The organism is Vagococcus lutrae (assembly GCF_003987555.1).
Lineage (GTDB): Bacteria > Bacillota > Bacilli > Lactobacillales > Vagococcaceae > Vagococcus_A > Vagococcus_A lutrae.
The window spans coordinates 1-12,542 of record NZ_NGJW01000013.1; the positions used below are offsets into that span (position 1 = coordinate 1).

General features: G+C 35.7%; 11 protein-coding genes. 6 read left to right on the plus strand and 5 right to left on the minus strand.

Going from position 1 to position 12,542, the window contains the following annotated elements; genetic code table 11:
* Nucleotides 1-185: 185 nt before the first annotated feature.
* Nucleotides 186-2,117 carry an LTA synthase family protein gene (locus tag CBF33_RS08565; RefSeq protein ID WP_126763400.1) on the minus strand — a complete coding sequence of 644 codons (1,932 nt, stop codon included), beginning with the start codon at nt 2,115-2,117 and terminating at the stop codon, nt 186-188.
* A 107-nt stretch (nt 2,118-2,224) separates the two neighbouring features.
* Between CBF33_RS08565 and CBF33_RS08570 the strand changes: the two genes are divergently transcribed.
* The 6 genes from CBF33_RS08570 to CBF33_RS08595 all read left to right on the plus strand — a co-directional run bounded on the left by CBF33_RS08570 (nt 2,225) and on the right by CBF33_RS08595 (nt 8,053).
* Complete coding sequence (locus CBF33_RS08570) at nt 2,225-2,947, plus strand: hypothetical protein (RefSeq protein ID WP_126763402.1); 723 nt, start codon at nt 2,225-2,227, stop codon at nt 2,945-2,947.
* 103 nt (nt 2,948-3,050) lie between these two features.
* Nucleotides 3,051-3,920: an SAM hydrolase/SAM-dependent halogenase family protein gene (locus CBF33_RS08575; RefSeq protein WP_126763404.1), complete on the plus strand. Its 870-nt coding sequence runs from the start codon at nt 3,051-3,053 to the stop codon at nt 3,918-3,920.
* Between the two features lie 27 nt (nt 3,921-3,947).
* Nucleotides 3,948-4,496 carry an ECF-type riboflavin transporter substrate-binding protein gene (locus CBF33_RS08580; protein ID WP_126763406.1) on the plus strand — a complete coding sequence of 183 codons (549 nt, stop codon included), beginning with the start codon at nt 3,948-3,950 and terminating at the stop codon, nt 4,494-4,496.
* Nucleotides 4,497-4,585: 89 nt separating this feature from the next.
* On the plus strand, nt 4,586-6,292 hold the full coding sequence (locus tag CBF33_RS08585; protein WP_126763408.1) for an ABC transporter ATP-binding protein: 1,707 nt from the start codon (nt 4,586-4,588) through the stop codon (nt 6,290-6,292).
* Nucleotides 6,289-7,119, plus strand: a complete 831-nt coding sequence (locus CBF33_RS08590; protein ID WP_126763410.1) for an energy-coupling factor transporter transmembrane component T family protein — start codon at nt 6,289-6,291, stop codon at nt 7,117-7,119. Before CBF33_RS08585 ends, CBF33_RS08590 begins: the two co-directional genes overlap by 4 nt.
* 94 nt (nt 7,120-7,213) lie before the next feature.
* Entirely contained in the window at nt 7,214-8,053 is an 840-nt protein-coding gene (locus CBF33_RS08595) for a DUF4767 domain-containing protein (protein WP_126763415.1), read from the plus strand.
* A gap of 35 nt (nt 8,054-8,088) precedes the next feature.
* Here CBF33_RS08595 and CBF33_RS08600 read toward each other — a convergent pair whose 3' ends face one another.
* The 4 genes from CBF33_RS08600 to CBF33_RS08615 all read right to left on the minus strand — a co-directional run bounded on the left by CBF33_RS08600 (nt 8,089) and on the right by CBF33_RS08615 (nt 12,404).
* Nucleotides 8,089-9,435 carry a uracil-xanthine permease family protein gene (locus tag CBF33_RS08600; RefSeq protein ID WP_126763417.1) on the minus strand — a complete coding sequence of 449 codons (1,347 nt, stop codon included), beginning with the start codon at nt 9,433-9,435 and terminating at the stop codon, nt 8,089-8,091.
* 2 nt (nt 9,436-9,437) lie between these two features.
* Nucleotides 9,438-10,808, minus strand: a complete 1,371-nt coding sequence (gene guaD / locus CBF33_RS08605; protein ID WP_211329540.1) for a guanine deaminase — start codon at nt 10,806-10,808, stop codon at nt 9,438-9,440.
* Between the two features lie 185 nt (nt 10,809-10,993).
* Nucleotides 10,994-11,443 (minus strand): GtrA family protein, encoded by a 450-nt coding sequence (locus tag CBF33_RS08610; protein WP_244919702.1) that lies wholly within the window; start codon nt 11,441-11,443, stop codon nt 10,994-10,996.
* A complete protein-coding gene (locus tag CBF33_RS08615; RefSeq protein WP_126763421.1) occupies nt 11,427-12,404 on the minus strand; it encodes a glycosyltransferase family 2 protein in 978 nt (325 codons plus the stop codon). The genes CBF33_RS08610 and CBF33_RS08615 overlap by 17 nt, the downstream gene beginning before the upstream one ends.
* Between the last annotated feature and the right edge of the window lie 138 nt (nt 12,405-12,542).

A 12,542-nucleotide genomic window follows, 5' to 3' on the forward strand; every position in this document is an offset into this window, starting at 1 on the left:
CTCTATGATTCGTAGTAATTTTTTGATATCATTAGACATGAGCATATCGCCTCCCGTTTGGTTTTTTGTCGTAAATTAATCATATAGGAGAACGGTATGCTTTTTAATACCTAAAATTAAGAAAATTGAAAAAGGGCTGATGAATCAATTTTTTGATTCATCAGTCCTTTAAATTATAGAGCCTTTTATTCAGTTATTTGGTAGAAACTGTCAGACAAGTAGTTTTTTCCAGTTGTTTGGTCATATTGAACTAAATTAAAATCATTAATTAACGTCTGTATTTTCTTATTGCTGTCGCTAATCTTAATTTTTTCACCATCCACGATGCAATACTCTTTATCGAACCAAGTAACATTATTACTTAATAGTTCCTCTAGGATCGCATAAAATGGTGAAATTTTACTATTATTAGCTCTTGCCACAATATTTGTGAAGAATTGTGGGCTTAAAGACTCATAGTTTTGATGATGGTTTTCTTTTTTTGTATTATATACAAAAAATTCTGTTTGGTAATAAATAGGATCATTTTTATCAATATTTAGGTCTAAGTAGAAATATGGTAAATGATCTCCATAGAATAAAACAGTAACGTTCTCATCGATCTCATTTAACTTGTTGAGAAAGTTTATAGTTTCATCATCCGTGATGTTTAAACCTCTCATATAATTGTTAATACGTGTGATATTTTCTGGTTTTATCTCGTCATTGTTAACTTCAGAGATTTCTCGGTTATCAAATTCTCTGTAATTAGGACCGTGATTTTGCATCGTGATAATTTGAATGAAATTAGTATCTTTATATTCCTCTAAAGTTCTTAGAGATTCATTGTAGGCTGATTTATCAGAGTAATAATTAGACTCTCCAATTAGTTCTAACTCGGCAAAGTCGTCTTCTGTAATAAAGTCTTTGAAGCCAAATTTATTGAAAGCTTCTTTTCTCCTATATAGATTAGGTGTATAAGGGTGGATAGCATATGCATTAGGATTTTTATACAATTGTAAAATCGATTTAGCTTCTTGTTGTTGAGGAAGTAATGTTGTGTAAGGTATCGTCATTTGTGGATTAAACAAATTTAGATTAAGACTCGTCAAGGAAGAATACTCTATATTAGCTGTTCCTCCTCCAATTGAACTAGCGACCATTGTTCCGCTCTGAGTCTTCTCTTTAATATCTTTAATTTGTTTTATAGGACTATCAGAAATGTTTAGATAGTCTATTTTACTAGGATCGCTAAAGGATTCACTTAAAATATAAATAATTTTTTGTGAATTAAAGCTATCTTCGCGAGATTGATTAATTAACTTACTTTTGTTTAAATAACGATTTTGAATACTCTCTATTTTTTCTTTACTGTAGTCTGGAAGTTCACTCATCGGTTCTGTTTTAGTGTGAAAAAGAAAACCAGTAATGAAACCGTATCTTTGATAAACTATTCTTGGGTTAAAAGAGTACTGTACTTCATCCTCTAAATGGATCATCTTTTTTATGGTATTATTGTAATTAAAATTAATAGATAAGAAAAGCAAGCCACTTGTCGATGCAAGAGTAAATAATCGAATGAATAATAGTGTGTATTTTTTTCTTTTTAAAAATTGCTCTCTTATATCAGGTTCAAGTAATGAATCATAGGCATGAATCATTATAGGACTTACTTTCCAATAAAATAAAACTAATATTGCACAGGTTATTAAAAAATACACGATGTATAAGCTTATAGATTTGGTATCCACCATAGTAAGTAAATCTTTAATATTGAATATTTCTATAAGTTCGTTAGGATAAATAGGTTCATTTCTTTGTAAGAATTTTTGATGATTAGCATAAAACAAACTGAGAATAGAAGAAGAATATATTAGTAAGGAGATTAAATATCTACCTGTTAGCGACCATAAGAATAAAAAAAGTATAATAAGAATACTTGTTTGATAAAGAGCTGATTCAAAGAAAAATAATTGAGTATCAAACAAAGAAAGATCTTCTTGCATACTTTTTTGTAGCAAGTAATTAAAATAAAAAGATATAGAGATAGTACTGATGATAGATAATAAGAACTGTAACAAGTATATAAATAAATATTGAGATTTACTATTACCGACTCGTTTGTTAGTTGAAGACATACAAAAACTCCTTTTTACTAATGTATTCAAATTTTAGCACTTTTAAATATAAAATCAAATGAAAATAAAAAATAGTAGTAGACATAAAATATAGAAGGAAGATAATAGTGGAAATTAAAATCAAGTTATTAGACGGAAAAAAGAAGATATCAATAGAAGATTCATCAAGAGAGTGGTACTTATTGGAAAGTAAAACTAGTCTTAAAAGTTGCGGACTTATATTTATTTTTGACCCACACTATTTAAAAACCGTCTGTCTGACGAATGATTTACCATCAAAAAAACCAAAAGACGAACGATGGTTGTGTTTGCCGTTTAGTGATAGTGAAGTGCTAGATAATATCTACGATAAGATAAAAAAAGAGCCGTTATGGATGGAAACAGACGTTTCTCCTTGGATGAGCGATTTGAAACAACTTTTACCGATACTAGGTTTATCTTTAGAAAAATCCCCTAATAATAAACCAGCGAAAGCACGTCATAAATGGACGAAAGAGATAAAGGATATTCCTTTTAATGTGACGTACAGAGGAAGTAGTGCCACTGTTTATTGGCAAAAAAGACAAGAGATGTGTATTGTAGCTGGAGCTAAACTTGTTCAAGAGGCTCCGCTGAATAAAGATGGGTCAGTAGGGTTTGCTGCTAAAGTAGGCGACAAATTGCGTCTAGAACAAGCAGATAAGATTCAAAACGGCTATACAATAGAAGATGTCATATTAAAAAGCGTTAATGAAGTCGGCTTATTTCTCTATTATGGTGGGACTAATGGCTGGCAAGTGTTGGTGGACTCAGAAGGAAAATCAATCGACGAATGGACAAGAGTTGGTTAATGACGAACTAAAAAGTATATATGCAACAAAACATTCGCTTTATTGTTGAGTCACTGATGATTTCATGATACATTTAAGAAGAAAAGGAAATGGAGTGTGAATTATGACAAATTGTTTAGTGCTACAGACAGATTTTGGTTTAGTAGATGGTGCAGTCAGTGCAATGTATGGGGTTGCGTATACCGTGGATCCGACTATTCGGGTTCAAGATTTAACCCATGAAATTCCACCGTATGATATTTGGATTGCTTCGTATCGTTTATATCAAACGGTTAAGTATTGGCCAAAAGGCACTGTTTTTGTTTCAGTAGTGGATCCGGGTGTGGGAAGTCATCGCCGCAGTATCGTATGTAAAACCACGTCTGGTCATTATATTATTACCCCAGATAATGGTTCCATTACTCATATTCAGCATTACGATGGAATTGAAGAAATTCGTGCGATTGATGAAGTTAAGAGTCGCTTGCCTCATTCAGAAGAAAGTCACACATTCCATGGACGTGATATCTATGCTTATAATGGTGCGCGTTTAGCTGTGGGAGAGACCACGTTTGAAGAGCTAGGGTCACCGATTGAACCTGACACGCTCGTTACGTTGCCTTTAATCGAAGAATCACAAACAGGCACTATTTTGAGAGGCAGTATCGACGTATTAGACGTACGTTTTGGTTCATTATGGTCGAATATCTCATCTGATAGTTTGAAACGCATTAATGTGAAACCAGGCGACCGTGTGCAAGTCACTATCTATCATAAAGAGAATAAAGTCTATCAAAATATTTTGTTATTTGCTCGTTCATTTGCAGATGTCAATATCGGTGAGCCACTTGTTTATATTAATTCACTCGTCAATGTTGGGGTAGCTGTTAATCAAGATTCATTTTCAAAACTTTATCATATTGGGACTGGGATTGACTGGACATTAGAAATTCGCAAGGCACCGCGTGTTATCTATGAAGAAGACGTGTTATAATAATTAAAAAGAATAGGTGGAGAAATCATGAAAAAAGAGTTTTCGGTTCAGACGATTGTCGCCATTGGTATTGGGGCAGCCGTTTTTGTTATTTTGGGTCGATTTGTTGTGATTCCGACAGGATTCCCGAATACTAATATTGAAACAAGCTATCCATTTTTAGCTTTAATTGCGAGCTTATTTGGTCCAGCTGCAGGATTTTTAATTGGTTTTATTGGGCATACGATTAAAGATTTAACAACTTATGGTGCGTGGTGGAGTTGGATTATTTGTTCAGGCGCGATTGGCTTTGCATATGGTTGGATAGGTAAACAGCTAAAATTAGAAGAAGGACTTTTTCCAAAAAAAGATATCATTCGCTTTAATGTTTTGCAAGTTATTAGTCACTTAGTAGTCTGGGGTGTATTAGCACCTGTATTGGACATTTTAATTTATAGTGAGCCAGCGAATAAAGTTTTCACACAAGGTGTGATTGCGGCGGTGAGTAATAGTGTGGCAGTGGGGATTATAGGCACATTATTAATGAAAGCATACGCCTCTTCACGTACGAAAAAAGGTAGCTTAACAAAAGAATAAATATGATAAAATAGAGACAGTGAGAAAGTTGAATGTGAGTTCAACTTTCTTTTCCTATAAGAAAGAAACAAAAGATTTGAGGCTAAAAAATGAAACCTTTAATTGAATTTAAAGATGTGTCGTTTCAGTATCATAGTCAATCTGAACCGACACTTCATGATTTAAATATCGCTATCTATCCAGGTGAGAAGATATTAGTGGTCGGACCAAGTGGGAGCGGGAAGTCCACGTTTGCTCACTGTATGAATGGGTTGATTCCACATATGTATTCTGGTGCGCTAACAGGTAGTGTTCAGGTCAATGGCAAGGATGTTTCGACATCTTCTTTGTCCAGTTTGTCTTTTGATATTGGAACAGTTTTACAAGACACTGATGGACAATTTATTGGGCTAAGTGTTGCAGAAGACATTGCTTTCTCTTTAGAAAATGAATGTGTAGCCCAGTCAGAAATGAAGCATGCCGTAAAGAAAATGGCAGAAACAGTGTATTTAACCGACCATTTATCACATCGACCGCAAGATTTATCGGGCGGACAAAAACAACGTGTTTCAATGGCGGGTGTGTTAATTGATGAAGTGCCAATTTTACTGTTAGATGAACCACTTGCTAATCTTGACCCAAAAACGGGGAAAGAGTCGATGGTGTTATTAGATGAATTGAACGAACAGTACGGTGCGACGATTATCATCGTAGAACACCGTTTAGAAGATGTTTTATACCGAGATGTTGACCGCATCTTAGTGTTTTCTGAAGGTCAGATTATTTCTGATTCATCACCTGACGAATTATTAAAACAATCTTTACTAGCAGATGTTGGAATTCGTGAACCATTGTATATTTCAGCCATGAAGTATGCAGGGGTTGACTTATCGCAAGTTGAAAAAATAGCTTCACTTTCAGACGTGACCGCTCCCAAGCTGAAAACGCAAATGCAAGAGTGGGTTTCAGACTTACCACAACCGCGAGTTATGGAAAAACAGTCACCATTATTGTCTATCAAAGATTTAACCGTTCGTTACGAAGCGCAAGGTAAACCAGTTCTTCAGGATTTATCTGTCGATTTTCATACTGGAGAAATGGTCAGTATTGTTGGAGAAAATGGTGCAGGTAAATCGACATTGTGTAAAGCTATCTGTGGCTTTACGCCTGCTGAATCTGGGCAATTCATGTGGAACAATCAAGACTTCAACTCGCTTTCGATTAAAGAACGCGCCGACTATGTTGGTTACGTCATGCAAAACCCAAATCAAATGATTTCTAAAAAGATGATACGAGAAGAAGTAGGGTTAGGTCTTGTGCTAAGAGGGGTATCCGAAGAGGAAATCGAAGAACGTGTCACTCATGTTTTAAAAGTTTGCGGCTTATACCCATTTCGTAATTGGCCGATTTCTGCTTTGAGTTTTGGTCAGAAAAAACGTGTGACAATCGCGTCTATCTTAGTGCTAAATCCTAAAATGATTTTACTAGACGAGCCGACAGCTGGACAGGATTTAAAACATTATACTGAAATGATGGATTTTCTATCGCAGATTAGTCATCAAGGGGTAACTGTGGGTATGGTCACACATGACATGCATTTGATGTTAGAGTATACCGACCGAGCGATAGTGATTGGTGAGGGGCGAGTGTTAGCAGATGATATTCCCGCCCATATTCTAACAAATCATCAATTAGTAGAGAAGGCGTCGTTAAAAGAAACGAGTCTGTTTACGTTCTCTCAGCAACTAGATATGGCTGACCCTGTCTCGTTTACTGAAAAATTTATTGCATTTGATCGGGAGGCGAGATTAAAATGAGTCAGACCCAGTTATTAGGCTATATACCAAAGAAGACAGTCATTCATCAGTTGAGTGGTGCCTCTAAACTTTTGGCGTTAGTTTTTCTATCAGTTGCCACGATGACAACGTATGATACACGTTTTCTCCTAGCGATGAGCCTTTTATCCATCGTGCTATTTCGACTATCTCATATTAAATGGAAAGAGATTTCCTTTGTCGTGAAGTTCGTAGCCGTGTTTTCTCTGTTAAATTTAATCGCTGTCTATTTGTTCTCACCTGAGTATGGTGTATCTGTTTACGGAACACGTCATGTGATATGGGAAGGTGTCGGACGTTTTACTTTAACACAGGAACAACTTTTTTATGAATTTAATCTGTTATTAAAATATATCGCGTCGATTCCTATTGCCTTGATCTTTATTTTGACGACGAATCCAAGTGAGTTTGCTGCGAGCTTGAATAAGATAGGTGTCAGTTATAAAATTAGTTATGCGGTTGCCTTAGCGTTGCGCTATATTCCAGATGTTCAACGTGATTTTTTTGATATCTCAATGGCACAGCAAGCTAGAGGTATTGAATTATCCAGAAAAGCGCCTTTTCGAGCGCGTGCTAAGGGGACGGTGGCGATTGTATTTCCATTAGTTTTATCAAGTATCGAACGCATTGATGTCATTAGCACCGCGATGGAGTTGCGCCGATTTGGGCGACATAAAAATCGAACATGGTATTCTGCTCAAACGTATCGGTTCCACGATTATTTTGTCATAGGTGTTTCGTTAGTACTACTCATTATTTCCTTTAGTTTATTTAAAGTAAATCAAGGGCGTTTTTATAATCCATTTTAAATAAAAGAGACACTTCAGTTTAGATAGCTAGATTGAAGTGTTTTTTTATTATAGAATAGACTCAAGGATTAAATTTGAGAAAAGAGGTTGTGAGATGAAACGATATATCGCAGTGCTATTAGTAGTTGTGTTTACTTTAGTTGGGTGTCAGCAACCCACCAGTGAACAGACGGATAAACAAGCTAAGACGGATGGACAAGAGTGGTATGCATCGGCTTTGGCTAAAGGCAAAGAAGCCATTATTGATGAAGAGTATGACAAAGCTCTCGCGTCTTTTGATTTGGCCTTAGAGTATCAAGCGAATGATGCCGAAGCGACCTTATTAAAAAAGCAAGTCGAATGGTATCAAAAAGGGCAAAAGTTAATGGAAGAAGGGAAAGAAAAGGAAGCAGAGGATGTTTATATTGATTTAATTACGTCAAAAAATGGTTCGAAAACATTGAAAAAGCAAGCAGAAGAGCAACTGGAGATGTGGGGAAAAGGAGAGCGTAAAACAACTTCTACTACATCGGAAAAGTCACCAGTATGGAATGATAACAAGCAGAAAGCTTTAGATGAGTTTATCAGTGAATGGGAACAAAGCATGGACCAACATTATGATAAAGCCTACCCAAATGGTCAAACGATTAATTATTATGGCGTTAACTTACCCGGAGATTTTGGCGATCTATCGCTTTCAGTTAATGGTCAACCTGTTTCGATATCGTTGATTGGAGAGAATCAGTCGACCACTTATCAAGTGGTGGCGATGTATTCTAATATAGAACGCGATTATCCTCGCTCAAGCTATTGGTACCTCTTTACGTTAAAGGATGGCACTCCTAAAATATTGGTGACAGCTCAAAATCAAGGGAATGAACAACAAACTATTGACTTTACTGAAACACAAAATGCGGCATTGATAGAAGGATATCGGAATATAGTGAGTAATTAAAAAGGAAAGCTCCTAGCAAACAGGAGCTTTCCTTTTTAATTTGGAAGTAATTTATTCAAAGTAATCGCTAAGAGCGAAGCAGTGGCAACAGGTGAGCTAAATAAATATTGAATAGTCTGAGGTAAGCTACCAACGTAGTCTTGTGGAATAAATGTTAAAGCAAGTGTCATAATCATCGGTAAAGCGATAATATACATTTCACGTTCACCGATAGCGACATTTTTCATCACTTGTAAGCCACTTGTTGCGATAATACCACACACGACAACAAATACCCCACCAATAACAGCTGTAGGAATTGCTGAAATTAAAGCAGATAACTTGCCTGAAAATCCAAACAAAATGAACCAAAAACCTGCGGCAGTAAGCACCTTACGACTTGCCACACCTGTAATTGAAATAATTCCCGCATTGGTCGAGTAACCTGTCACAGGGGTAGATCCAAGTAAGCTCGAAACGACACAGCCTAGTCCTTCTCCTAACACGCCGCGATTAAGCTGCTCATCAGAAAGAGGCGTATCGCATACTTGACTAACAGCAAACCATGTTCCAGTAGTTTCAGCCATTAACACGAGATAAATAATTAACATTGTGACGGTTGCGGATAGATTAAATGAAAAATGAAAATCTTTAAACGGTATCGGCATTAAGGAGAACCAACTTGCTTGCTTTACAGCTGATAAATCGAGAATCCCCATAAAATTAGCTAGAAGAGAACCGCCAAATAAAGCTAGAATGACTGACGTAATTTTTATGTAGCGTCCTTTATTTGGAAATACACTAGCAATCATGACACTTGCAACTAAGATAAAAGCAGAAAATACCGCTAAAATAATATTTTGATTAAGGGAAGAACCTTCACCAATAAAAATATTATTATTTAACGCAACTGGCATTAATGAAAGTCCTACGATGAAAATAATGGTGCCACCAACAATAGCTGGCACAAAATGTCGAATGATTTTAGTGAAAACACCAGTAAAACTTAATAGAACGACCAACAAAGCGCCGATTAAAGACGCGCCTAGAACACTTGCCCAACCTTCGATACCAGAACCGTTAGCAAAATAAATCCCCGCAATCGCTCCAATAGGAATGAAAGAAGGCCCTTGTCCGACAGGCAGTTTCATACAAAAATGCGATTGAATAATCGTGGCGATACCTGCGGCTAAAAAAGTAGATTGTATTAAAATAGAGGTTTCTTGAGCTGAAAGACCAATGATGGAAGCAATAATAAATGGCACAACATAAACGTCCATGGCTAATACGTGTTGAATCCCAAGTAGTGCGGCTTGAAAGGGGGATACGGACTCATTAGGGCCTATCAGTAAACGTGAGTCTGTGTCAGCTTTAATAGATTGATTTTTAATGGATTGTTCCATGATTAAACTCCTTTTTGATGGACAAGTTCACCTTGTACCCAAACTTTTTGTATATTGGTTGCTTGTATAAGATATAGCATGCTTTCTAAAATTTCTTCTGGTGCGATATTCGATTCGAAGAAAGGCATTGGATTGCCGACATCTTGAGTGTCAATAACTAAAGCATCCCAAGCGTAGTTTTTTTCAAACTTTCCAATTGGCAAGGAAAGAGCTTGCCCACCGCCAGCCGTAGCATGATAAAAGGATTGGATTATCGAAATCTTAGATTCTTTTGTCCCTCTTTCTGCTGCAGTTTTTTTGGGGTCGACGCCTTCGTCTAAATAGCGAGAAGCCATAACTGTTTGTCGTATATTTTCAAAAAGAGAAGGACTAAATCCACCACTAATATCGGTACCTAAACCAATATCGAGATGATAATCGTTTGCGAATTCTGCAAGCGGTAAAACAGCGTTGGCAAAATAAGCATTTGAAATGGGACAATGGGCAATTCCCGTCCCATTTTGTTGGAAAAGTAAGGCATCCTCGTGGGCGAGATGATTACAATGAGCCATGACTGCTTTATCACCTAAAAGTTGAAATGAGTGAAGTGCGTGTGCGTCATTTTGATTAAATCGTTCTTTCACATAGTGATGTTCCCAATCGCTTTCACTACAGTGTGATTGAATATGAACATCATACTTCTTGGCTAGCTTACCTAAACCATGCAAAGCTTCGTCGGTACAGCTCGGGATAAAGCGAGGTGTGACGACTGGATAGACGCCTTGTTTGGTTTTTTTGTGAAGAGCTTGGACGTCCTGAATAAACGATTCGGTATCAGCAAGAGCAGATTCAGTTGATGCATCACGATAAAAATCAGGGTTCATGATGGGATCGTCCATGACGACCTTACCTACTAGCCCTCGCTGTCCTTTTTTTGCACAAATTTCAGCTAAACGAAAAGAAGCTTCTTTATGAATAGAAGCAAAGTAAAGTCCAGTGGTTGTTCCATTGGCGAGTAAGTGTGAGACGAGATTTTCATATACAGTCGTTGCATAGTCTAAATCTGAAAAGCGTGCTTCTAGCGGAAAGGTATACGTTTGTAGCCAATCTTCAAGTGGCTTATCTAAAGCGCGTCCCGCTTGTGGCCATTGTGGAGCATGGATATGGAGGTCTACGAGGCCGGGAATAAGATATTGCCCATTTTTCAATTCTACAAATACCTTTTGTTGTTTAGCTAAAGCAAGTTGTTGTGAGTATTCTTTGTCGGAAGGTTGTGAGATGTTGACAATCTTGCCTTCGAAATCAATAAAAAATAGTGAATCGGCTAAAAATTCTAGTTGTGAGCGTGACGAGGTGTAAAAAGCATTCCCTTTAACTATAAGCGAATAATTCATTATAATCCCTTTCTTTTGTTCGTTTTATTTTAATCATATATCTATTCTACAATAAAACAACAAAAATTCAACAGTAAAAACGAACAAAAGCACTATAAGTAGTGTTTACCATTACTTATAGTGCTATGATAATATGATAAGTAGATTGCAATGACTTTTGATATATTTCAACTTATTGAGCTTTTTTAGATTTCATAGTTATTTTTTTTAAAAATAAAGAATTTGCTAAAAAGATAATTAGCGATTAAAACAACAACGTTAGCTAGTATTTTAGAAATAAGCGGTGCGATGTGTAAAAGACTAATCATGATAAACATTGCCAATAAATCCATAAACAGACTCAATAAACGAAACCCAAAAAAAGAAGCTATTTCGCGATATAAATCTGTTAAGGTGCTGTGTTTGCTCTCAAAAACATAAAGTTTATTTGAGATATAAGCAAATAAAACAGAAAAAATCCAGGCAATGATATTAGAAACAGTATAGTTGATACCAATTTTTTCATTAAAAAGCCAAAAACTTACGATGTTAATCACTGTGGTAATACCACCCATGATAAGGTACATCAAGATCGCATAATATTCTTCATTCATAAAACTGAATTTTAAGATGAATTTTTTAAATTTTTTCATCATGATGGTTATTTTCCTCCAAGTCTTTAACTTCTTGTTTAAAGTAGTCTTGAATTAAATATGGAGGCCGATTTTTTGATTCTATAAAAATACGTCCAATATATTCACCTATAATACCTAAAAATATAAGTTGTGTACCACTTAGAAATAAGATGAGAATCACTAATGATGGATATCCTGGAGTTGGGTTATCAAATAATAGTGTTTTAATTAAAACATAGATCATATAAATAAAGGAGATGAGCGCAATGATTAGACCGCTAATTAGTGAAAAACGTAAAGGCTTAACAGAATTAGAAACAATACCATCGATAGCCAGACGTAATAGGGAATTAAACTTCCACTTTGTTTCACCAGCAAAACGTTCATTTGCTTCAAAAGTTACTTCTTTCTTTTTATAACCTACCCACATGTATAATCCTTTTGTGTAACGTTCAGATTCTCTTAATTGTTTGATTCCATCTATACATTTTCGATCCAGTAATCTAAAATCTCCCACAGACTCTAAAACAGGGAGTTTAGAAAACATACCTAAAATTTTGTAATATAATTTTGAAAAAGCTTTTTTATAAAATGGTTCACCGTGACGAGCTAGTCGCTTACCATAAACATCTTGGTAGCCTTTTTCCCATTCTGAAATCATGTTTGGTATCACTTCAGGTGGATGCTGTAAATCTGCATCCATAATGACCATGGCATCTCCTCTAGCATGGTCAAAACCAGCCAGCATGGCAACTTCTTTTCCGTAGTTACGGGATAAGTCAACATATTGTACGCGAGAATCAACTTGAGCGAGCTCTTTTACTAGATCTAAAGATGTATCAAAACTACCATCATTTATAAATAGAAATTCAAATAAATATTTAGTTTTAAAGGAATTCGCTAATTTTGTTAATTCTTTATGTACAGCGTAAATATTTTCCTCTTCATTGAAAAAAGGAATACAAATTGTGATGAGTTTCATATAAACCTCCTAATTGTATCTTATAGAATAATGAGTTATAAACCATTATATCAATTAACATGTGATAATGATAGATAGTGCCTTCTGATAAATAAATTTTTAATAATTGAGTCTCTAGATAGAAATAAGATATCTTCT

What these genes read in the sequence shown, in the direction of transcription:
- CBF33_RS08565 (WP_126763400.1), bottom strand. Translation starts at nt 2,117, where the DNA reads ATGTCTTCAACTAACAAACGAGTCGGTAATAGTAAATCTCAATATTTA.
- CBF33_RS08575 (WP_126763404.1), top strand. Translation starts at nt 3,051, where the DNA reads ATGACAAATTGTTTAGTGCTACAGACAGATTTTGGTTTAGTAGATGGT.
- CBF33_RS08580 (WP_126763406.1), top strand. Translation starts at nt 3,948, where the DNA reads ATGAAAAAAGAGTTTTCGGTTCAGACGATTGTCGCCATTGGTATTGGG.
- CBF33_RS08585 (WP_126763408.1), top strand. Translation starts at nt 4,586, where the DNA reads ATGAAACCTTTAATTGAATTTAAAGATGTGTCGTTTCAGTATCATAGT.
- CBF33_RS08590 (WP_126763410.1), top strand. Translation starts at nt 6,289, where the DNA reads ATGAGTCAGACCCAGTTATTAGGCTATATACCAAAGAAGACAGTCATT.
- CBF33_RS08595 (WP_126763415.1), top strand. Translation starts at nt 7,214, where the DNA reads ATGAAACGATATATCGCAGTGCTATTAGTAGTTGTGTTTACTTTAGTT.
- CBF33_RS08600 (WP_126763417.1), bottom strand. Translation starts at nt 9,435, where the DNA reads ATGGAACAATCCATTAAAAATCAATCTATTAAAGCTGACACAGACTCA.
- guaD (WP_211329540.1), bottom strand. Translation starts at nt 10,808, where the DNA reads ATGAATTATTCGCTTATAGTTAAAGGGAATGCTTTTTACACCTCGTCA.
- CBF33_RS08610 (WP_244919702.1), bottom strand. Translation starts at nt 11,443, where the DNA reads ATGATGAAAAAATTTAAAAAATTCATCTTAAAATTCAGTTTTATGAAT.
- CBF33_RS08615 (WP_126763421.1), bottom strand. Translation starts at nt 12,404, where the DNA reads ATGAAACTCATCACAATTTGTATTCCTTTTTTCAATGAAGAGGAAAAT.